The following is an 18847-nucleotide window of genomic DNA, read 5'->3' as shown; positions in this document are numbered from 1 at the left end:
ACAGGGCGTTTTCTTTTCCGCTGCACCCAGGCCCCGCATTGCGGGGCTTTTTCGTATCTGGAGACTTTGTATGAGCGGTTTTTTCCACGGCGTTACCGTAACGAACGTCGACACCGGAGCGCGCTCGATCGCGTTGCCGTCGTCCTCGATCATCGGCCTGGTCGATACCTTCACTGAAGGGCCTGGCGTCACCGCCAAAGCCAACGACCTGGTGCTGATCACCAGCGAGCGCGAGGCGGTGGCAGCCTTTGGCGAGAACGCCGCGATCACCAAGGCCTGCCGCGCCATCTACACACGCGCCAAGGCGGTGATCGTCGCCTGCGGTGTGGCCAAGCTCGAAGATGCTGCCGAGCAGACCTCGGCGATCATCGGCGGTGTGAAGGCGGGCGGGCAGCGTACAGGCCTGCAGGCACTGCTCGACGGCAAGAGCCGTTTCAACGCCCAGCCGCGGCTGCTGGTCACGCCGAAGCACAGCGCCACCCAGGCCGTCGGCACCGCGCTGGTGGCCTTGGCCGACAAGCTGCGCGGCATCGCCATCATCGATGGCCCGAACACCACCGACGAGGCGGCGATCGCCTATGCCGGCGAATTCGGTGCCAAGCGTGCTTACCTGGTCGATCCTGGCGTGCAGCTGTGGGACACCGACGTCAGCGCGACGGTGAACGCGCCCAGCTCGGCCTGGGTTGCCGGCCTGTTCGCTTGGACCGACGCCGAGTACGGCTTCTGGGCCTCGCCCTCGAACAAGGAGTTCGTCGGCATCACCGGTACCTCGCGGCCCATCGAGTTCCTCGATGGCGACGAGACCTGCCGCGCCAACCTGCTGAACAACGCCAACGTGACCACCATCATCCGCGACGACGGCTACCGCCTGTGGGGCAACCGCACGCTGTCGAGCGATCCGAAGTGGGCGTTCGTCACCCGCGTGCGGACCATGGACATCGTGATGGACGCGATCCTCTACGGGCACAAGTGGGCGGTCGATCGCTCCATCACGGCCACGTACGTCAAGGACGTGACCGAGGGCCTGCAGGCGTTCATGCGCGACCTGAAAAATCAGGGCGCAATCATCAACTTTGAAGTCTACGCCGACCAAGTGCTCAACACGGCCAGCCAGCTGGAGCAGGGCAAGGTGTACTGGAACATCCGCTTTACCGACGTGCCGCCGGCTGAGAACCCCAACTTCCGCGTCGAGATCACCAAGCAATTCCTGTCCGAAGTCCTCGACACCGTCGCTTAAGGAGCGAAGCACATGGCAATGATTCCCGAAACCCTGGCCAACCTGAACCTGTTCGTGGATGGCGTTAGCTTTCAGGGCGAGCCGGCCCAGGGCACCTTCGTGCCAGGGTTGTATGGCAACGCCGGCGGGGCCCCGGACAACCGCGAGCACGTCGAGGTCTGGCGTTTCGACGACGGAGGTTCACTGAGCTACGACTGGCAGGCCCGGCGCTACGACATTCAGTTGCCCAGTGGCAAGGCAACCGTCCAGGTCGGCGCAACCACGCTCGTGGTCAGCGACAACGCCATTACGCTGGATGCCGCCTCGATCACCTTGACCGGCACTGTCGCCATCAACGGCGCGTTGACGGTCAGCGGCGATATCAACGGTGGCGGGCGAATCATCGATACGGCGGGCAATACCGCCAATCACAAGCATTGAATCCACTCCAACCGCTGCCAGGGAGGCACACCGATGCTCAAGGACTTTCGTTGTGGCAACTGCGCGCGGTTACTCGCCCGTACCGCTGGCTTCATCGAGCTCCAGATCAAATGTTCCCGTTGCGGAACACTCAATCATGCGAAGGCCACGAGCCTCGAGCGATCGCCTGGGAGCGACTTGCCGGCGCAGCCCGCTGCGCCCCTTCTTTCGACTCGATAGCCTGCCGGCCTTGTGTGCTCACCTGCACTGCAAGCAACGACGCAGGCTTTCTCACATCTGGAGAACGCCATGCATATCCAACTGCGGGATGTGCCCGATACCGGAGGTGCACCATGATCGGCATGGACCGCCGAACGGGGCAGCCCTTGAGCGGCATCGCTCACTTGCGTCAATCCATCGAAGACATCCTCGGCACGCCGCTGGGCAGCCGACGCATGCGCCCCGACTACGGCAGCCAGTTGCGCCGCTACGTCGACCTGCCGGTCAATGACGGCTGGAAAAGCGCCGTGCAGGCCGAAGTCGCCCGGGCGCTCGGTCGCTGGGAACCCCGCCTGGCACTGGAGCGGGTCAGGGTGGTGGCAGTGCTCGACGGCCAGGTCAACCTGGCGTTGGGCGGTCGCTATCTGGGTGACGAAGTGCTGGTGGAGGTGACCGTATGAGCCAGGTCGACCTGTCCAAACTGCCAGCCCCGCAACTGCTTGAAGACCTTGATTTCGAGGCGGTGTACAGAGAGGACCAGACCAGCTTTCGTACCCTGTTGGGCGAACGCTGGACCGCCTCCCTGGAAAGCGATCCGGTCACCAAGCTGCTGGAGGTGGGGGCCTACCGCACGCTGCTCAATCGGGCGCGGATCAACGATGCCGCCAAGGCGTTGCTGCTGGCTTACGCCGAAGGCAGCGACCTTGAACACCTGGCCGCCAATGTCGGCCTGCAACGGCTGGTGATCCGGGCGGCGAACCAGAGCAGTGTGCCACCGGTCGAGGCGGCGTTCGAGTCCGACGATGCCCTGCGCGAGCGGGTGCAGCTGGTCTATGAAGGCCTGACTACCGCCGGCCCGCGCAACAGCTACATCCTGCATGCCCGCAACGCATCGGGGCAGGTGGCCGACGCCACCGCGGAAAGCCCGTCGCCCGCGGTGGTGGACATCACCGTGCTCAGCCTGGACGGTGACGGCACCGCCAGCCCCGGACTGTTGGCCCAGGTCGCGGCCTACCTCAGCGACGATGATGTTCGCCCGGTCGCCGACCGGGTGACGGTGCGCAGTGCCGAGATCCTGCCGTACCGACCCCACGCCCAACGCCACCCAGACCAGCCTGATCAACGAATGGCGCCGTGCCCCCTTGAACCAGCTCAAGGTGGATGACAAGAACAGCGCAATCATCATCGCCGAGCAGGTCATCCCGGCTGAGGTCGGTGGCCGCTGGATCCGCGAGATCGCGCTGTATGACTCCGATGGCGACATGATTGCCGTGGCCAACTGCGCGCCCACCTACAAGCCGCTGCTCAACCAGGGCTCGGGGCGGACTCAGGTCGTTCGCATGAACCTGGTGGTCAGCAGTGCCAGCAACGTGCAGCTGAAGATCGACCCAGCCGTGGTCCTCGCCACCCGAGAGTGGGTGACCGAGGAATTGGCCAAGCAGGACTTCAAGCACTCGGTGCTGGTTGCGACCACCGCGGCCATCACCCTGAGCGGGCTGCAGGCGGTGGACGGCATTGCGCTGCAGGCAGGGGCTCGAGTGCTGGTCAAGGACCAGGCAGCGGCCAAGGACAACGGGCTGTATCAGGTCGTTGCGGGTGGCCCGTGGACCCGCTGCCCTGATGCGGACACCGGCGCCAAGGTCAACCCGGGCCTGTTCGTACTGGTCGAAAAGGGCATGGCCAACGCTGACAGTGCCTGGCAGCTGGTGAGCGATGCGCCGATTACCTTGGGTGTGTCGGCGCTGGCCTTCGAAATGGCCTTCGGTCGTACCGGGGTAACAGCAGATACCTACAGAAGTGTGCAGGTCGACAAGTACGGTCGGGTTGTGGCGGCGAGCAATCCGAGCACCGTGGCGGGTTATGGCATCACTGATGTGTACACCAAGAGCGAAGTCTTCACCAAGGGTGAAGTCTCCAAGGCCGTGACGGATGCGGTGGCAGCCCTGGTCGGGTCGGCGCCGGCGGCGCTGGATCAGCTCAACGAACTGGCGGCGGCCATCGGCAATGACCCGAATTTTGCCGCCACGATGGTCAACGAGTTGTCGAGGAAGGCCACCGTCGAACAGGTGAACGCCATTGCCGGCCTGACCGCTGGCCATGTCGCCCACTTCGCCATGAGCACGCCGCCGGCAGGCTGGCTGAAGCGCAATGGCGCGGCAGTGTCGCGGGTGACCTATGCACGGTTGTTTGCAGTCATCGGTACCCAGTTCGGCGCCGGTGATGGCTCGACCACCTTCAACCTGCCCGATGACCGGGGCTACTTCGATCGCGGCTGGTCCGATGGCCGCAACGTCGACCCCGGTCGCCTCCTGTTCACCGACCAGGGCAGCCAGAACATCGAACACGCTCACTCCGGGGGGACCTCGGCGGCGGGCGCGCACTCGCACGTGACATACCTGACGCGCGAGCGAATCACTGCGGCCATGGTGACTACCGGCGGCAATGCCGTGCTGGGCGACGAAATGGGCGATGGCATCGCACCCGCCATTTCCGACACGGCGCCGGCCCATGCCCACACCTTCGTAACCAACCCCAGCGGTGGCAACGAAGCCAGGCCGTTCAACCGGGCCTATCTGGCCTGCATCAAGTATTGAGAGTGACCCATGACCGATGAAATCAACAACGGCGCTGCGGCGCCATGGTGGCAGCACACCAGCGTCATCGCGCCGACGGTGTGCAACGTACACCCCGACAGTGGCGAATTCCTGGGCACCTCTGCGGCAGACCCTAGCCCGCTTGAACCCGGGGTGTGGCTGCTTGCGGCCCACAGTTATCCGATCCAGCCGCCGAACATCAAGCCAGGCTTTGCTGCCGTGGCTGCCCAAGGTGGCAGCCGTTGGGCACTGGTTGCCGATCACCGAGGGGCACCGGTGTATCGCACTGACAATGGCGAGGCCATTACCTGGACGTCATTGGGCGAATTGCCCGAAGGCTTGACGCTGCAGGCGCCGCCCTTGCGCTTCGCGATCTGGCAGGACGGCCAGTGGGGCATCGACGAGGCAGCCCGGCACGAGGCGCTGCGTCTGGCGAGCGCGCGTAAACAGTCGTTGCTGGTGCGCTACGCCACACTGCGCATCGCCACCTTGCAAGACGCTGTCGCCCTAGACATGGCCAGCGCTGACGAGGCGGCCACGCTCACGGCCTGGAAACGCTACCGAGTCGAACTGAACCGGCTTGATGTCAGCGCCCAGGCCACAGCGGCCGACGCCTGGCCGACCAGTCCGGACGAAGCCGCCGCCAACGACTGGCTGACTGCCCAAGGCTTCGAGCAAGCCGACCTTTCATAAACGCCCCGCACCGTCGGGGCGTCTTCTTATCCGCTGCACCCCAAGGCCCCGTTCACGGGGCTTACTTATATCTGGAGATTGATTCTATGAGTGGATTCTTCCACGGCGTCACCGTGACCAACGTCGACACCGGCTCGCGCAGCATCGCGTTGCCGTCTTCCTCGATCATCGGCCTGGTCGATACCTTTACCGAAGGCCCGGGCGTCACCGCCAAGGCCAATGACCTGGTGCTGATCACCAGCGAGCGCGAAGCGGTTGCAGCGTTTGGCCAGAATGCGGCGATCACCAAGGCCTGCCGGGCCATCTACAGCCGTGCCAAGGCCGTTATCGTCGCCTGCGGCGTGGCCAAGCTCGAAGACGCCGCCGAGCAGACTTCGGCGATCATCGGCACCGTGCTGGCGGACGGCAAGCGTACCGGCCTGCAGGCACTGCTCGACGGCAAGAGCCGTTTCAACGCCCAGCCACGCCTGCTGGTCACGCCGAAACACAGTGCCACCCAAGCCGTCGGCACCGCCCTGGTCGCCCTGGCCGACAAGCTGCGCGGCATCGCCCTCATCGACGGCCCGAACACCACCGATGAAGCAGCCATCGCCTACGCGAAGCACTACGGCGCCAAGCGCGCCTTCCTGGTCGACCCGGGCGTACGCTACTGGGACAACGGTGAGGAAGCCACTGTCGATGCGCCGGGTTCTGCCTGGGTCGCTGGCCTGTTCGCCTTCACCGACCGCGAATACGGTTTCTGGGCATCGCCTTCGAACAAGGCGTTCGTTGGCATCACTGGTACCAGCCGTGCGGTGGAGTTCCTCGATGGCGACGACAGCTGCCGCGCCAACGTGCTGAACAACGCCAACATCGCCACCATCATCCGTGACGACGGCTTCCGCCTGTGGGGCAACCGTACCCTGTCCAGCGACCCGAAATGGGCCTTCGTCACCCGGGTACGGACCATGGACATCGTCATGGACGCGATCCTCTATGGCCACAAGTGGGCCGTCGATCGTTCCATCACCGCCACCTACGTCAAGGATGTCACCGAGGGCCTGCAGGCCTTCATGCGCGACCTGAAGAACCAGGGCGCGATCATCAACTTCGAGGTGTATGCGGATCCTGAGTTGAACACCGTCAGCGCACTCGAGCAGGGCAAGGTGTATTGGAACATCCGCTTCACCGACGTCCCGCCTGCCGAAAACCCCAATTTCCGCGTCGAAGTCACCAACCAGTGGCTGACCGAAGTCCTCGATTCCGCCGCTTAAGGAGCGCATTCACATGGCAATGATTCCCGAAACCCTGGCCAACCTGAACCTGTTCGTCGATGGCATCAGCTTCCAGGGCGATGTACCCAGCCTGACCCTGCCCAAACTCACCCTGAAAATGGAGGAGCACCGCCCGGGCGGCATGGACATGCCGGTCGAGATGGATCTGGGCATGGAAAAGCAGGAAGCCGCTTTCACCACCACCGGCGTACGCCGAGATGCCTTGAAGTTTTTCGGCCTGGCCGATGGTTCCGGTTTCAACGGCACCTTCCGGGGTGCCTTCAAGGGCCTCAAGGGCAAGGTCAGCCCGGTGATCGTCACCCTGCGTGGCTCGCTCAAGGAGATCGACATGGGCGACTGGAAGTCCGGCGACAAGGCTGAGATCAAGCACAGTGTTGGCGTTACCTACTACAAGCTCGAAGTCGACGGTCGTCTGGTGTACGAGATCGACGCCCTGGGTATGAAGCGGGTGATCGATGGCGTCGACCAACTGGCCGCCCAGCGCGCCGCCCTTGGTTTGTAAGGAGAACCTGCAATGGCTCAAGCGAAGAAGTTGCCGCAATGGATGATGCTCAGCGCCGAACGGGTGACCGTGCGCCTGTCGCGTCCCAGCGAGGCCAATGGCCTGCAGGTGGACAGCCTGTCGCTGCGCGCGCCGACCGTGCGTGACATTCGTAACGCACAGATCGGCGGTGCCAAGGATGACGAGCAGCGTGAGCTGAACCTGTTCGCCTCCCTCGCCGAGGTGGGCGTCAAGGACCTCGAAGGCCTGGCACTGAAGGACTACAGCCGCCTGCAAAGCGGCTATTTTCGCCTGGTGCAGGACGACGAGCTTTGATCCAGCCCGGCAGAAGGCCGCCGCACGGCGGCTGGCCAGGGAGCTGAACTTTTCCGCGAGCGAAATCATGACCATGTCGTTCAGCGACATGGTCTGGTGGCTCTCGGACTGACAAGGAGGAGCACATGGCGAACACACAGGTGTTCACCGTAGGCGTCACCGTTAGCCAACCGTCCGGCAGGGTATTCGATGCTCTGCGCCAGTCGCTTGTGCAACTGCGCAGGCAGGCTGACGACACCCGGCTTGGGCGGATGGTCAACGAAGTCATTCGCCTGGGGCTGGAGTTGGACAAGGTGCGCCAGGTCGATCGGCAATTGGCCCTCGACCAGGCAGAGGGCCATGAGGCGCAGATCGACCGACTGCGCCGTGAGGGCGATGAGGTCCAGCGCTTGCGTGGGCTGTATCTGTCCCTTGGGCGCCGGCCTCTGGCGACGCCCGATCAGGCGGGCGCCGCCAAGGCGGCTGAGCGTCCTGCACCCGGTTATTCGCTCGAGGAGCGCAAAGCGGCGTTGCTGGACGGTGTGACGCCACAGCCCAGGCCTGCTGTGAATGATCCACCCCTGGCACGCAGCCCGGAACAGGGGCGGGTGCCACTGGAGCAGGCGACTTCGGGGTTGAGAGTTGTGGGCGCGGTGGCGGCAGGCGCCGCCACTGTTGGTGGAACGGTGGCGCTCTACAAGGGTTATCGGCGACTGCCAGAAGACCGTCGGCGCGAGGCGACTAAATCCGTCAGGGAAAAAACCGGCGTGTCGGTGGTTACGGCGCTCACCAAGGGCATGCTGGCATTCAACAAAGAGGATGGCCAGGATCAGGCCGAAGGGGTCGGTGGCGCACTGGGTGAACTGGTGGGCTCGCTCGGCGGTGCGTTGCTGGGTGGGCTGACCAAGAACAAGCACGCCGCGGAATACCTCAGCCTGTTTGGTGGGATGGCGGGCGAGAGCGTCGGCGGCGCACTGGGCAAGTCGGTGTTCAATTGGTTTTCCGACAAACCGGCCGGCAAAGATGGCGTCTCCGGCGATGGCTCGACATCGCCGGCACCTGCCGTTGAACGTGCCGGTTCCAGCCTGCGCAGCCGAAGTGAAAGAAGCGCGGTGGACGATGCGCGGTTTTCCGATGGTGACGTCGCAGAGGAGGAAGTCGAAGAAGAGGAGGAAGAAGAGGAGGAAGAAGAGGAGGAAGAAGAGGAGGAAGAAGAGCAAGAGGCGCAGGAAGACGAGGCTTACTACGCAGCCCAGGAACGGCCAGCCAGCGCTGAACGGGCAACGCAAAGCTCCGTTGGGGAACTGGGCTCTGCTTCGTTTGCAGGCCTGGCCAGCAGGGCGGGCGCGAGTACTTCCCTGGCAAGAAAGGCGTTCAGGCGCGTGCCTGGCGTTGGCCTGCTGGATACGGGCCTGCAACTGGCTGAAACCTACACCAGCGATGCGCCAACGGCGCAAAAACTCGAAGGTTACGCCAGCGCGGTCGGCGGCCTGGGCGGAACCTTGGCCGGTGCTGCCGCTGGCGCGGCGATCGGCTCGGTGGTGCCGGTGATCGGCACGGCGATCGGTGGCCTGCTTGGTGGCGTGCTTGGCAGCATGGGCGGGGAGAGCATCGGAGGTTGGTTGGGCAAGGCCATGGGCGTGCAAACCGGTGAGGCACAGCCGTCCGCAGGCAAGGAGGCCGGCGAACCATCCCTGGGCGCGGTCGCGCCGGTACTGAATGCATCGTCGACCTCGACGCCTGCGGCTCCAGCGCCAATCAATCAGCAGTTCACCTTCACCGCCAACATGCCCGTCACCTTCACCAACAGCCTTGACGACCCGAACATCCTGCAACAGCTCGAAGCCATCGCGCGTCGCCAGCTGGAGGAGCTGATGCTGCGGGCGCGCTCGGTGCAATTGGCGGATCAACCACAACCCTTCTGAACAGGAGACCCTGCATGATCTATCAGGAGTTGCAAACCACGCTGCAGGCTCTGGTCAAGGCGGGAGAGGCGGGGCGCCGGCGTGCCGACGCCATGCTCGAGCCAATGAATGAGGCGATCGAGCATGTCAAGAATGCGGTTGGCGAGCTGGAGGGAGTGACGCGAGCCGGTCCGATCGTCGCTGCCAGGCTGCAACGCTCGATTCGGGCGATCACTGCCGCTCAGGCACGGGTGGCGAAGGTATTGGAGCGTTTCGACCAGGCGTTGGCTGAAGTGCGCCAGGTGAGCGAACGTTTCGAGCGCTTCGCCGGTTTCGCGGCCAAGGCGGTGGCAGCGATACGCCGGGTAGCGGGAGAGGTGAGCGCTACCCTCACTGGCGCACTCTCGACCCTGGGCTTCGCGCCGCAAGCCACCCCCGCTCCCGAGGCGGTCAAGCCCTTCCCTCACCTGTTGGTGCTGCAGCCACTCAAGGCCGGTGCCTCGCCCTATTACTTCAACCTCGACAGCGCCGCCTTCGACCAGTTACGCCGGCAAACGCGCTTCCGTTGGGCCGGCCAGGAACGGCTGGGCCGCGACAGCGCCCAGCAGGCCGTCAGCCTGGGCGAGGAGAGCATCACCCTGCGTGGGGCGATCTTCCCCGGTTTCAAAGGCGGCCTCGGCCAGTTGCAGACACTGCGCAGCATCGGACGCCAGTTGCTGCCGCTGTCTTTGACTACCGGTTACGGCGAAGTGCTGGGTACCTGGTGCCTGACCAGTATCGAGGAAGAGCAGAGTGTCCTGCTGGCGGGCGGTATTCCGCGCAAACAAGGCTTTTCACTGGAGTTCGTGAGCTATGGCCAAGACCTGCACAACGTCTGAGGGGGATGTGCTCGACACCCTTTGTCAGCACTACTACGGGCATCTGACAGGCGTGGTTGAAGCGGTACTGGATGCCAACCAGGGGCTGGCGGATGAAGCCCAGCCATTTCGGGCAGGCGTGCGTATCGTGCTGCCGACGTTGCCGGTAGTGGCGAGCAACACGCTGCAGCTGTGGGAATGATGGTGTGACCATCGCTGGCTTGCCAGCGATGGTCACACCGCGCCCGTGAACTTGATTGCCACCCCAACCGCCAGCGGAGCCCAGACCATGCAACCGCAATTTCGCATCACCGCGGACGGCCACGACATCACCACGCTGATCAACGACCGCCTGCTGCTGTTACGCACCACCGACAAACCCGGCCTTGAGGCCGACGAATTCGAACTGCGCATCGACGCCCGCGATGGTGCTGTGGCCTTGCCAGCCCGTGGCGCGCTGCTCGAAGTGCAACTGGGCCATGCGGGTCAGCCCCTGAGCCGCCTGGGGCGCTACAGCGTTGACGAAGTCGAGCTGTCCGGCCCACCCGATACCCTGGTGATCCGCGGCAAGGCCAGCGACCTGCGCGGCACCGGCAAAACCATCCGCAGCGGCAGCTGGGAGCAGGTGACGCTGCAACGCATCGTCGTCGAGATCGCCGCCCGCAACGGCTGGCAAGCGGTGTGCCCGGTGGCTGTCCAGGTGCCGCGTGTGGACCAGTACAGCGAGTCGGATTTCAACTTCATCACCCGCCTGGCCCGCCAGCATGACTGCACTGCCAAGCTGGCCAACGGCCAGTTGCTGGTCATGCCGCGCCAGGGCGGCCAGAGCGCCAGCGGCAAGGCGTTGGGCGTGGTGAGTATCGCCCGCGCCGATGTCAGCCAGTGGCAATTTCGCCTGGCAGACAAAAGCACCCACAAGGCGGTCAGGACCCGCCATCAGGACAGCGCCAGTGGTCAGCTGCAGGCGGTGGAACTGGCCAACGTCGATGCCCCGGACGGCCTGCAACCGGTCTACACCGACCGTCATTTGTACCCCAATCGTGCGGCCGCCGAACACGCTGCCCGTGCACGATTGGCCAGCTTCAACCGCGACACCGCCAGCGTGCGCCTGGACATGCCTGGGCGCACCGACTTGTTTGCCGAGCGCAGCATCGAAGTGTCCGGCTTTCTTGCCGGGCTCGATGGCGCCTACCTGATCGAGTCGGTCGAGCAGGTATTCACCAGCAGTGGCTGGCGTACCACCGTGCAGTGCAATGGCGGTCGCCAGGGCAAGGCCAATGCCAAGGGGGCGGCACCGCGTCGCGCGGGAGCGCTCAAGGCCTGAGGGTGTGGGACAAGGTTTCCCGCTGCCTGTGGCTGAAGGTGCTTTCTATAGTCGGCCCAGATAGCGCGGTGATGGGGCTTTACCTCGCTGTCGATGCCCCCCTGTGCCGGGCTTTTCTGGCCAAGCGATCGCAAGGAATACCGCCGCATGCTCATCGACTTTCGCTGTGGCCAGTGCCGCAAGTTGCTGGCCCGCATCACGCCCGCTTCCGAGCTCCAGATCAAGTGTGGTCGTTGCCGCACCCTGAATCATGTGAAAGCCACGTGCTTCGAGCCATCGCCCCTGAGCGAACCACCGGCGGCATCGGCCGCCGCTCGATCAGACAGCAATGGAGTCGCCGTCAATGTTGTTAACCGAACCGCAATTGAAAGAAATCTATCCCGCTGCCGGCCAGCGGGTATCCGTCTTCCTGGCGGCACTCAATGAGGCCATGGCTCGTTGGGAAATCGACCATCCAAAGCGTATCGCTGCGTTTCTCGCCCAGGTCGGCCATGAATCCGGGCAGTTGCGCTATGTGAAGGAGTTGGGGAGCGAGCGCTACCTGGCGCGCTACGACACCGGCAGCCTGGCCCTGCGCCTGGGCAACACGCCCGAGGCCGATGGCGACGGCCAGCGCTATTGCGGCCGTGGTCTGATCCAGGTGACCGGGCGCAACAACTACCAGGCTTGCAGCCGCGCGTTGTTCGGTGACGAACGCCTGCTGGCGCAGCCACAGATGCTCGAGCAGCCGCGTTGGGCCTGTGAATCGGCGGCTTGGTTCTGGCACTCGCGAGGGCTTAACGCACTGGCCGATCAAGGTGAGTTCAATCGCATCACGCGCCATATCAATGGTGGCCTCAATGGCCTTTCCGAGCGGTTGCAGCTTTGGCAGCGAGCCCGTGAGGTGCTCTGTTGAGCCGCTGGCAACTCGGGCTTTGCGCGCTGCTGCTGTTGGTGGGGGCGGCGCTGGCCTGGCAACTGCAGGCCTGGCGCTATGGGCGGTTGCTGGCCGAGCAGGAGCAGCAGCTGGTGCAGCAACGGTTGGACCAGGCCGAGGCACTGCATGGCCTGCTGCTCGCCGAGCGTGAACAGCGCCAGGGCGTGGAGCAGCGGCTGCACGACAGTGAATCGAGACATTTCCAGGAGCTTACCGATGCGCAACAGACTCAGGCTCGCCTGCGTGACCGCCTTGCTACTGCCGATCTGCGCCTGTCGGTCCTGGTCGAGCGCGACGCCAGTTGCAGCGCAATGCCTGCCGCCACCGCCGCCGGCGGCCTGGATCATGGCTCCGTACGCGCCCGACTTGACCCAGCGCATGCTCGACGAATTATCGCCATCACCGACAGCGGTGACCGCGGACTGATCGCCCTGCGCGCCTGTCAGGACTATGTTCGTGCCCTGTCGCAGTGAGCCCTTGCCGGGTGTTAGGGTAGGGCGCAATTCACTCAGGAGCCCGTCATGGACCCGATCACCGCGCTTTCCACCCGCCTGGGTGAGCACCTGCGGCGCCTCAATGCCCAGGTGACCACCGCCGAATCCTGCACCGGTGGCGGCATCGCCGAAGCCATCACCCGCATCCCCGGCAGCTCGGCCTGGTTCGAGGCGGGTTATGTCACGTACTCCAATGCGCAGAAGACCCTGCAGCTGGGTGTGCCGCAGCCGTTGTTCGCCGAGGTGGGCGCGGTCAGCCAGGAGGTGGTGGAGGCGATGGTGCGCGGTGCCCGGCAGGCCAGCGGCGCGCGCTTTGCCGTCGCGGTCAGTGGTGTGGCCGGCCCTGACGGTGGATCGCCCGCCAAACCGGTGGGCACGGTGTGGCTGGCCTGGGCCGATGGGGACCATGTAAGCAGCGAGCGGCGTCACTTCGACGGTGACCGCGAAGCGGTGCGCCGACAAACGGTGATCGCCGCGTTAGACGGCTTGTTACAGCTTGGCGCGGAGTAAATCGCCAAGCGGGGGTTTGCGGAAACGAATCCCTGTGGAATAATACTGGCTACTTATACAGTTATTCCGGCCGTCAGGGCCAAGTCGAACACGTGAGGATTTCAATGGACGACAACAAGAAGCGCGCCTTGGCTGCGGCCCTGGGTCAGATCGAACGCCAATTCGGCAAGGGCGCGGTCATGCGCATGGGCGACCACGAGCGCCAGGGCATCCCCGCCATTTCCACCGGCTCCCTGGGCCTGGACATCGCCCTCGGCATTGGCGGCCTGCCAAAAGGCCGTATCGTCGAGATCTACGGTCCCGAGTCCTCCGGTAAAACCACGCTGACCTTGTCGGTCATCGCTGAAGCCCAGAAGAACGGCGCCACCTGCGCCTTCGTCGACGCCGAACACGCCCTCGACCCTGAATACGCCGGCAAGCTGGGCGTCAACGTCGATGACCTGCTGGTTTCGCAGCCGGACACTGGCGAACAGGCGCTGGAAATCACCGACATGCTGGTGCGTTCCAACGCGGTTGACGTGATCATCGTCGACTCCGTGGCGGCACTGGTACCCAAGGCCGAGATCGAAGGCGAAATGGGCGACATGCACGTCGGCCTGCAGGCGCGCCTGATGTCCCAGGCGCTGCGTAAGATCACCGGTAACATCAAGAACGCCAACTGCTTGGTCATCTTCATCAACCAGATCCGTATGAAGATCGGCGTGATGTTCGGTAGCCCGGAAACCACCACCGGCGGTAACGCCCTGAAGTTCTACGCTTCGGTACGTCTGGACATTCGCCGCACTGGCGCGGTCAAGGAAGGCGACGAGGTGGTTGGTAGCGAGACCCGCGTCAAAATCGTCAAGAACAAGGTCTCGCCGCCGTTCCGTCAGGCCGAGTTCCAGATTCTCTACGGCAAAGGCATCTACCGTAACGGCGAGATCATCGATCTGGGTGTTTCGCAAGGGCTGGTGGAAAAGTCCGGTGCTTGGTACGCCTACCAAGGCAACAAGATTGGCCAGGGCAAAGCCAACGCTGCCAAGTACCTGCAAGAGAACCCGGCCATCGGCGCCGAGATCGAGAAGCAGATCCGCGATAAGCTGCTCGCCACCAGCGCTGTCGCTGCCGCTGGCAAGACCGCTGCCGCTGAAGCCGATGCCGACGACATGGCTGACGCCGACGCCGGTTATTGATCTGCCCTATGTCCGCCGTACTCGACACCCCGGTCGCCGTGCGGCGGACAGCCATGGATTTGCTTGCACGCCGCGAGCATGGTCGCGTGGAACTGACGCGCAAATTGCGTCAGCGCGGCGCAACGGATGAGCTGATCGAGCCCGCGCTCGATCGGCTTGCCGAAGAAGGGCTGCTCAGCGAAGCCCGCTATCTCGAAAGTTTCATCCGCTACCGTTCCAGTGCTGGCTACGGCCCCGCGCGTATTCGCGAGGAGTTGGGGCAGCGTGGGCTCGCCCGCAGTGATATCGACCAGGCTTTGCGGGAAAGCGAGGTGGACTGGGCAGCGCAGTTACAAGATGTTTGGCAACGTAAGTTCGCCGGCCAGCGCCCACATGACCCACGTAGCCGTGGGCAGCAAACGCGTTTTCTCGCCTACCGTGGTTTTCCCATGGAAATGATCGGGCGGCTGCTCAGCGGCCGGGATCTCGACGACTACTGATGCCCTGCATGGCCACCCGAAAGGGGAGCCATGCAGGGCATTTTGCGTTCAGCTCACCTTCAAGGCTTCTCGCGCCCGCTGGGTGGTGTGCATCGGCTGGGGCTTGGCCCAGTTCTCCGGCAAGTTGATGAAGTCCACCAGCTCTCGCAGGCGCCCCTGATCGCGGCCGTTGAACGCGAACGTCAGGCGCGTCAGGTGGCTGAAGTTCCCCTCCTCATGTTCGGCGCCACTGTCCGGTTGCTGGTGGTAACGGCCACTCAGGCGCAAGTCAGCGAAACCTTCCTCCACGTCATGCAATGCCGCTTCGCTGAGTGGATGGTGCATGCGAATGACGAACTGGTTCTTCAACCAGCGGCTGGAGTGGTAGTTGCTGTAGAACTGGTTGATTTCATCCACGGCCTCGTCGGCACTGTGCACCAGGCGCACCAGCTTGAGGTCGCTGGGCAGGATGTAGCGGTTCTCTTCCAGTTGGCGGCTGATGAAATCAAGGCAGTCGCGCCAGAAGCTGCCGCCGGGCGAGTCCAGCAGTACCACAGGCACCAGCGGGCTTTTGCCGGTCTGGATCAGGGTCAGCACTTCCAGGGCTTCGTCGAGGGTGCCGAAACCACCGGGGCACAGCACCAGCGCATCGGCTTCCTTGACGAAGAACAGCTTGCGAATGAAGAAGAAGTGGAACGGTAGCAGTTTGTCGGTGCCATCGACCGTGGGGTTGGCATGCTGCTCGAAAGGCAGGGTGATGTTGAAACCCAGGCTGTGGTCGGCGCCGGCGCCTTCGTGGGCCGCCGCCATGATGCCGCCCCCGGCACCGGTGATGACCATCAGGTCGGAGCGTGCCAGTGTTGCGCCCAGCTCCCTGGCCAGGGCGTACATCGGGTGTTCCAGCGGGGTGCGCGCCGAGCCGAACACCGTCACCTTGCGCCGTCCCTTGTAGCGTTCGAGGGTGCGGAACGACTGGTCGAGCTCACGCAGGGCCTGCAATGTGATCTTGGCGTTCCAGCGGTTGCGGTCGTCATGCGCCATGCGCAGGATGGTCAGCATCATGTCGCGGTACAGCGGCAGGTTGGGGCTGTTGGGGGCGACCAGCTGCAGTTGCTTGTCGATGTTGCCCAGGTCGATACCCTGATCCCTGAAGTGGTTGAACAGAAGCTCATTCGGTTGGTAAGGCATTCAACGTCTCCTTCTGCAGCAAAACCTCTGACCGGGTCGATGGTGTGTCCCGGCCGCGGCACTGCGTGTGCCGCTGGCTGCTACGGCTCGAGTGTGCATCTCGAGCATTGCAGTAGGCCTTCAAGGCCATGATGCAGTGGCAATTCCATCTTGTTGTCGTTGTTGTGGGTCTCGTTATCAATCTAGACGCTGGCGCGCCATTGCGCCGCTTGGCCTGCGAGCGGGCCGTCGGTCAGGTCAGGCCCAGCCTTTACGGCGTTTTGGTCTACTGGAAGGGCAATAAAGCGCGATGCGGGAGGTGGCCGTATGCATCGACTGGTGATCGAGGTGGATGGGCAGCTGTTTCAGTTGCTGGCGCGCGAGGCGCAGGCCCATCACCTGAGCCTTGAAGGTGAATGCCTGCGTCGTCTGCAAGGTACAGAGCGGCAATCACGGTATCTACAGGCCTTGCTGGCCGAATTGCGCGCCGAGGAAGAGCAACGGCGCGCCAGCGATCAGGTGGCCTGAATCACTTCTTCTTGTTGTTGCCGGCCATGCAGCTGGCGGCATCGAAGGCCTGGTCCATGATGGGCTGGTTGGTCTTGTAGACGGTGAAGCGATAGACCAGCACTGCCCCTTTGGACATCAGCTGGCGGTAGCCGTTATTGCGGCAAACGCTGTCGCCCAGCTGGCTGCGAACTTGCTGCGGGTTGGCGCGCATGCGTTCGGCATGGCTTTCCCGCACGCTCAGGTGGTTGACCAGCGCCTTGCCTTTTTCGACGGTGTAGCCTTGGTCGAGGATGTCTTCGTTGATGGCGCGTGGGGTGCCGACGCTGCTTTCCTTGGCGACCTTCTCCAGCGTCTGATTCAGCTCGTATTCCTGCTTGGAAGCGGCCTGGGCAGCCAGCGGCAGGGCGAGCAGCAGGCTCAGGGTCGGGACAATTAGACGCAGCATGGATCTCTCCTGGTTCGATGACTGGCGCTTTGACCAGCGCCGGCAGGCGGCGTTCCCTGAAACTGGGTATTTCCGGCCGCCACAACCGGCGATTATAAGGGAGCCGCAGGCAGGGCTGCACGGCAAATGACGCGGCCTCTGGTAGACTGGCGCTTTGTCATCCGTCGAGTCGTTCTTGTGTTCGTCCCTTCTCAATGCCAAGGCCTGCAGCCATGAGCCACGCGGTAGCGCGGCTGCGCGCCGAGCGCCTGGCCCGCAGCATCAAACCTTTCGTCGCCCGTGGCTCGCGTGCCGAACGCTGCCCGCAGTGTCGGGTCATCGCCACGCATTGCCTGTGCGCCTGGAAACCCAGGGTACAGGCCCAATCCGGCATGTGCCTGCTGATGCATGACACCGAGCCACTCAAGCCCACCAATACAGGCTGGCTGATCGCCGACCTGATCGAGGACACCTCGGCCTTTGGCTGGCTGCGCACGTCGGTGGACGAAGGGTTGCTGGCGCTGCTCGAACATCCGCAGTGGCAGCCCTACATCGTGTTCCCCGGTGAGTTCGTTGCCCAGGAGCGGGTGGTCAGCGAGGTCGCCTGCGCACCGGGCAAGCGCCCGCTATTCATCCTGCTGGATGCCACCTGGACCGAAGCGCGCAAGATGTTCCGCAAGAGCCCGTACCTCGACAAGTTCCCGGTACTGAGCCTGCAAGCCGAACAGATGTCGCGCTATCGCCTGCGTCGTTCCAAGCGCGACGACCATTTCTGCACCGCCGAAGTGGCGGCCATGTGCCTGGACCTGGCCGGCGACAGCCGGGCTTCGCAGGCCCTGGATGCCTATCTGGATGTGTTCAGCCTGCACTACCTCAGTGGCAAGCGGCGCCTGCCGCTCGATGAGCAGGATGAGGTCCACCAGCGTTTGCATACCTTCCTATAGTCCAAGGGGCGGGCGCAACGGATTGGTTCATACTGACGGGGCTGGCAGCCAGGGAGGTGGTACGACCGGGCAATTGGCTTGACCACTCGGTGCGTGCTCGTCATCCTTGGCGCCGATTCGGGCACGACGAAGCTGCTGTTACCCCGGTCTTCGCCGTGCCGTCCCGGCCGGCGGCCCTGCCGTTCGCGCCTTGAGTTGCCTGCCAGGCGTATCCCGTATCCTCGCGCCTGGCACAGAACAGGATCCATAGATCGATGGCCACATACGAAATCCTGATTGCCGATGACCACCCGTTGTTTCGCAGCGCACTGCGCCAAGCCGTTACCCTCGGTCTCGGGCCGGACGTGCGGTTGGTTGAAGTGGCGAGCATCGCCGAGCTGGAAGCCAGCCTGACGGAAAAGTCCGATTGGGACCTGGTCCTGCTGGACCTCAACATGCCCGGTGCCTATGGCTTCTCTGGCCTGGTCCTGCTGCGTGGGCAGTACCCGCAAATCCCGGTGGTGATGGTGTCGGCGCAGGAAGAAGCGGCAGTGGTGGTGAAATCCCGTGAATTCGGCGCCAGTGGTTTCATCCCCAAGTCCAGCGAGCTGAGCAAGATCCAGGAAGCGGTGCGCAATGTGCTCGATGGCGATGTCTGGTGGCCACCCCAGGCATTCGAGAAAGTCGATGTATCGGCTGAAGCCAAGGCCGCCAGCGAAGGCCTGGCAAGCCTCACACCGCAGCAGTTCCGGGTGCTGACCATGGTCTGCGAAGGCCTGCTGAACAAGCAGATCGCCTATGAGCTGAGCGTGTCGGAAGCGACCATCAAGGCCCACGTGACTGCAATCTTCCGCAAGCTGGGGGTGCGCACGCGCACGCAGGCAGCATTACTGCTGCAACAACTTGAATCGGTTTCGGCCAGCTAAGTCCCCGCGCCTTCACGCTTTTTTGACCAGAACTGCACTAGCCTGCCAGG

22 protein-coding genes and 3 pseudogenes are annotated in these 18847 nt (G+C 63.8%); 23 read left to right on the top strand and 2 right to left on the bottom strand.

All coding sequences use genetic code 11. The annotated features are described in order from the left end of the window. Positions 1-70: 70 nt before the first annotated feature. The 20 genes and pseudogenes from L6D77_RS04030 to recX all read left to right on the top strand — a co-directional run bounded on the left by L6D77_RS04030 (position 71) and on the right by recX (position 14868). On the top strand, positions 71-1237 hold the full coding sequence (locus L6D77_RS04030) for a phage tail sheath subtilisin-like domain-containing protein (protein WP_232880494.1): 1167 nt from the start codon (positions 71-73) through the stop codon (positions 1235-1237). Positions 1238-1300: 63 nt separating this feature from the next. Further along, positions 1301-1657, top strand: a pseudogene (locus L6D77_RS04025) (phage baseplate assembly protein V); the annotation flags it as partial. Between the two features lie 33 nt (positions 1658-1690). Next, entirely contained in the window at positions 1691-1876 is a 186-nt protein-coding gene (locus L6D77_RS04020) for a Com family DNA-binding transcriptional regulator (RefSeq protein WP_232880499.1), read from the top strand. 113 nt (positions 1877-1989) lie between these two features. Further along, positions 1990-2316 (top strand): GPW/gp25 family protein, encoded by a 327-nt coding sequence (locus L6D77_RS04015; RefSeq protein WP_232880500.1) that lies wholly within the window; start codon positions 1990-1992, stop codon positions 2314-2316. Beyond that, positions 2313-2960, top strand: a pseudogene (locus L6D77_RS04010) (baseplate assembly protein); the annotation flags it as partial. The gene L6D77_RS04015 and the pseudogene L6D77_RS04010, both read left to right, overlap by 4 nt. Next, the gene (locus tag L6D77_RS04005) at positions 2920-4449 is read left to right on the top strand and encodes a phage tail-collar fiber domain-containing protein (RefSeq protein WP_232880503.1); all 1530 of its coding nucleotides are present in this window, start codon (positions 2920-2922) and stop codon (positions 4447-4449) included. The pseudogene L6D77_RS04010 and the gene L6D77_RS04005, both read left to right, overlap by 41 nt. Before the next feature lie 9 nt (positions 4450-4458). Further along, a complete protein-coding gene (locus tag L6D77_RS04000) occupies positions 4459-5142 on the top strand; it encodes a tail fiber assembly protein (protein WP_232880504.1) in 684 nt (227 codons plus the stop codon). Between the two features lie 86 nt (positions 5143-5228). After that, the gene (locus tag L6D77_RS03995; protein ID WP_232880506.1) at positions 5229-6395 is read left to right on the top strand and encodes a phage tail sheath C-terminal domain-containing protein; all 1167 of its coding nucleotides are present in this window, start codon (positions 5229-5231) and stop codon (positions 6393-6395) included. A 13-nt stretch (positions 6396-6408) separates the two neighbouring features. Then, the gene (locus L6D77_RS03990) at positions 6409-6918 is read left to right on the top strand and encodes a phage major tail tube protein (RefSeq protein ID WP_232880509.1); all 510 of its coding nucleotides are present in this window, start codon (positions 6409-6411) and stop codon (positions 6916-6918) included. A gap of 12 nt (positions 6919-6930) precedes the next feature. Further along, complete coding sequence (locus L6D77_RS03985; RefSeq protein WP_232880511.1) at positions 6931-7233, top strand: phage tail assembly protein; 303 nt, start codon at positions 6931-6933, stop codon at positions 7231-7233. Positions 7234-7484: 251 nt separating this feature from the next. Then, entirely contained in the window at positions 7485-9137 is a 1653-nt protein-coding gene (locus L6D77_RS03980; RefSeq protein WP_236169970.1) for a hypothetical protein, read from the top strand. 14 nt (positions 9138-9151) lie between these two features. Next, the gene (locus tag L6D77_RS03975; protein ID WP_232880515.1) at positions 9152-9994 is read left to right on the top strand and encodes a phage tail protein; all 843 of its coding nucleotides are present in this window, start codon (positions 9152-9154) and stop codon (positions 9992-9994) included. Next, positions 9969-10175 carry a tail protein X gene (locus L6D77_RS03970; RefSeq protein ID WP_232880516.1) on the top strand — a complete coding sequence of 69 codons (207 nt, stop codon included), beginning with the start codon at positions 9969-9971 and terminating at the stop codon, positions 10173-10175. Before L6D77_RS03975 ends, L6D77_RS03970 begins: the two co-directional genes overlap by 26 nt. 87 nt (positions 10176-10262) lie before the next feature. Continuing rightward, on the top strand, positions 10263-11297 hold the full coding sequence (locus L6D77_RS03965; RefSeq protein ID WP_232880517.1) for a phage late control D family protein: 1035 nt from the start codon (positions 10263-10265) through the stop codon (positions 11295-11297). Between the two features lie 147 nt (positions 11298-11444). Beyond that, positions 11445-11606 (top strand): annotated as a pseudogene (locus tag L6D77_RS03960) (zinc finger domain-containing protein); the annotation flags it as partial. Between the two features lie 34 nt (positions 11607-11640). Further along, positions 11641-12192, top strand: a complete 552-nt coding sequence (locus L6D77_RS03955) for a glycoside hydrolase family 19 protein (protein WP_232880518.1) — start codon at positions 11641-11643, stop codon at positions 12190-12192. After that, on the top strand, positions 12189-12686 hold the full coding sequence (locus tag L6D77_RS03950) for a lysis system spanin subunit (protein ID WP_232880521.1): 498 nt from the start codon (positions 12189-12191) through the stop codon (positions 12684-12686). Before L6D77_RS03955 ends, L6D77_RS03950 begins: the two co-directional genes overlap by 4 nt. Before the next feature lie 48 nt (positions 12687-12734). Next, entirely contained in the window at positions 12735-13217 is a 483-nt protein-coding gene (locus L6D77_RS03945; RefSeq protein WP_232880523.1) for a CinA family protein, read from the top strand. 104 nt (positions 13218-13321) lie between these two features. Then, positions 13322-14389: a recombinase RecA gene (gene recA, locus L6D77_RS03940; protein ID WP_153787608.1), complete on the top strand. Its 1068-nt coding sequence runs from the start codon at positions 13322-13324 to the stop codon at positions 14387-14389. An 8-nt stretch (positions 14390-14397) separates the two neighbouring features. After that, complete coding sequence (gene recX, locus L6D77_RS03935; RefSeq protein WP_232880524.1) at positions 14398-14868, top strand: recombination regulator RecX; 471 nt, start codon at positions 14398-14400, stop codon at positions 14866-14868. Positions 14869-14916: 48 nt separating this feature from the next. Here recX and L6D77_RS03930 read toward each other — a convergent pair whose 3' ends face one another. Beyond that, a complete protein-coding gene (locus L6D77_RS03930; RefSeq protein ID WP_232880525.1) occupies positions 14917-16035 on the bottom strand; it encodes an LOG family protein in 1119 nt (372 codons plus the stop codon). A 306-nt stretch (positions 16036-16341) separates the two neighbouring features. Here L6D77_RS03930 and L6D77_RS03925 point away from each other — a divergent pair, with 306 nt between their 5' ends. Then, positions 16342-16542 carry a hypothetical protein gene (locus tag L6D77_RS03925; RefSeq protein ID WP_153787611.1) on the top strand — a complete coding sequence of 67 codons (201 nt, stop codon included), beginning with the start codon at positions 16342-16344 and terminating at the stop codon, positions 16540-16542. Between the two features lies 1 nt (position 16543). Here L6D77_RS03925 and L6D77_RS03920 read toward each other — a convergent pair whose 3' ends face one another. Next, positions 16544-16969 (bottom strand): quorum-sensing-regulated virulence factor family protein, encoded by a 426-nt coding sequence (locus L6D77_RS03920; protein ID WP_232880526.1) that lies wholly within the window; start codon positions 16967-16969, stop codon positions 16544-16546. 212 nt (positions 16970-17181) lie between these two features. On the opposite strand from L6D77_RS03920, the gene L6D77_RS03915 reads away from it, so the two are divergent. Continuing rightward, positions 17182-17892: a tRNA-uridine aminocarboxypropyltransferase gene (locus L6D77_RS03915; protein ID WP_232880527.1), complete on the top strand. Its 711-nt coding sequence runs from the start codon at positions 17182-17184 to the stop codon at positions 17890-17892. A gap of 254 nt (positions 17893-18146) precedes the next feature. After that, the gene (erdR, locus tag L6D77_RS03910; protein ID WP_125465164.1) at positions 18147-18797 is read left to right on the top strand and encodes a response regulator transcription factor ErdR; all 651 of its coding nucleotides are present in this window, start codon (positions 18147-18149) and stop codon (positions 18795-18797) included. The last annotated feature ends 50 nt before the right edge of the window (positions 18798-18847 follow it).

Origin of the sequence: Pseudomonas parasichuanensis (assembly GCF_021601385.1) — a bacterium.
GTDB lineage: Bacteria > Pseudomonadota > Gammaproteobacteria > Pseudomonadales > Pseudomonadaceae > Aquipseudomonas > Aquipseudomonas parasichuanensis.
The sequence above is the reverse complement of the archived record's forward strand: the minus strand, read 5'-3'. Positions and strand labels throughout refer to the sequence as shown.

Coding starts and splice junctions, on each gene's coding strand:
- L6D77_RS03915 (WP_232880527.1), top strand. CDS start 17,182: ATGAGCCACGCGGTAGCGCGGCTGCGCGCCGAGCGCCTGGCCCGCAGC.
- L6D77_RS03965 (WP_232880517.1), top strand. CDS start 10,263: ATGCAACCGCAATTTCGCATCACCGCGGACGGCCACGACATCACCACG.
- L6D77_RS03970 (WP_232880516.1), top strand. CDS start 9,969: ATGGCCAAGACCTGCACAACGTCTGAGGGGGATGTGCTCGACACCCTT.
- L6D77_RS03955 (WP_232880518.1), top strand. CDS start 11,641: ATGTTGTTAACCGAACCGCAATTGAAAGAAATCTATCCCGCTGCCGGC.
- L6D77_RS04015 (WP_232880500.1), top strand. CDS start 1,990: ATGATCGGCATGGACCGCCGAACGGGGCAGCCCTTGAGCGGCATCGCT.
- L6D77_RS03920 (WP_232880526.1), bottom strand. CDS start 16,969: ATGCTGCGTCTAATTGTCCCGACCCTGAGCCTGCTGCTCGCCCTGCCG.
- L6D77_RS04000 (WP_232880504.1), top strand. CDS start 4,459: ATGACCGATGAAATCAACAACGGCGCTGCGGCGCCATGGTGGCAGCAC.
- recX (WP_232880524.1), top strand. CDS start 14,398: ATGTCCGCCGTACTCGACACCCCGGTCGCCGTGCGGCGGACAGCCATG.
- L6D77_RS03975 (WP_232880515.1), top strand. CDS start 9,152: ATGATCTATCAGGAGTTGCAAACCACGCTGCAGGCTCTGGTCAAGGCG.
- L6D77_RS03925 (WP_153787611.1), top strand. CDS start 16,342: ATGCATCGACTGGTGATCGAGGTGGATGGGCAGCTGTTTCAGTTGCTG.
- L6D77_RS04020 (WP_232880499.1), top strand. CDS start 1,691: ATGCTCAAGGACTTTCGTTGTGGCAACTGCGCGCGGTTACTCGCCCGT.
- L6D77_RS03990 (WP_232880509.1), top strand. CDS start 6,409: ATGGCAATGATTCCCGAAACCCTGGCCAACCTGAACCTGTTCGTCGAT.
- L6D77_RS03995 (WP_232880506.1), top strand. CDS start 5,229: ATGAGTGGATTCTTCCACGGCGTCACCGTGACCAACGTCGACACCGGC.
- L6D77_RS03945 (WP_232880523.1), top strand. CDS start 12,735: ATGGACCCGATCACCGCGCTTTCCACCCGCCTGGGTGAGCACCTGCGG.
- erdR (WP_125465164.1), top strand. CDS start 18,147: ATGGCCACATACGAAATCCTGATTGCCGATGACCACCCGTTGTTTCGC.
- L6D77_RS04030 (WP_232880494.1), top strand. CDS start 71: ATGAGCGGTTTTTTCCACGGCGTTACCGTAACGAACGTCGACACCGGA.
- L6D77_RS03930 (WP_232880525.1), bottom strand. CDS start 16,035: ATGCCTTACCAACCGAATGAGCTTCTGTTCAACCACTTCAGGGATCAG.
- L6D77_RS03985 (WP_232880511.1), top strand. CDS start 6,931: ATGGCTCAAGCGAAGAAGTTGCCGCAATGGATGATGCTCAGCGCCGAA.
- L6D77_RS03980 (WP_236169970.1), top strand. CDS start 7,485: ATGGTCAACGAAGTCATTCGCCTGGGGCTGGAGTTGGACAAGGTGCGC.
- recA (WP_153787608.1), top strand. CDS start 13,322: ATGGACGACAACAAGAAGCGCGCCTTGGCTGCGGCCCTGGGTCAGATC.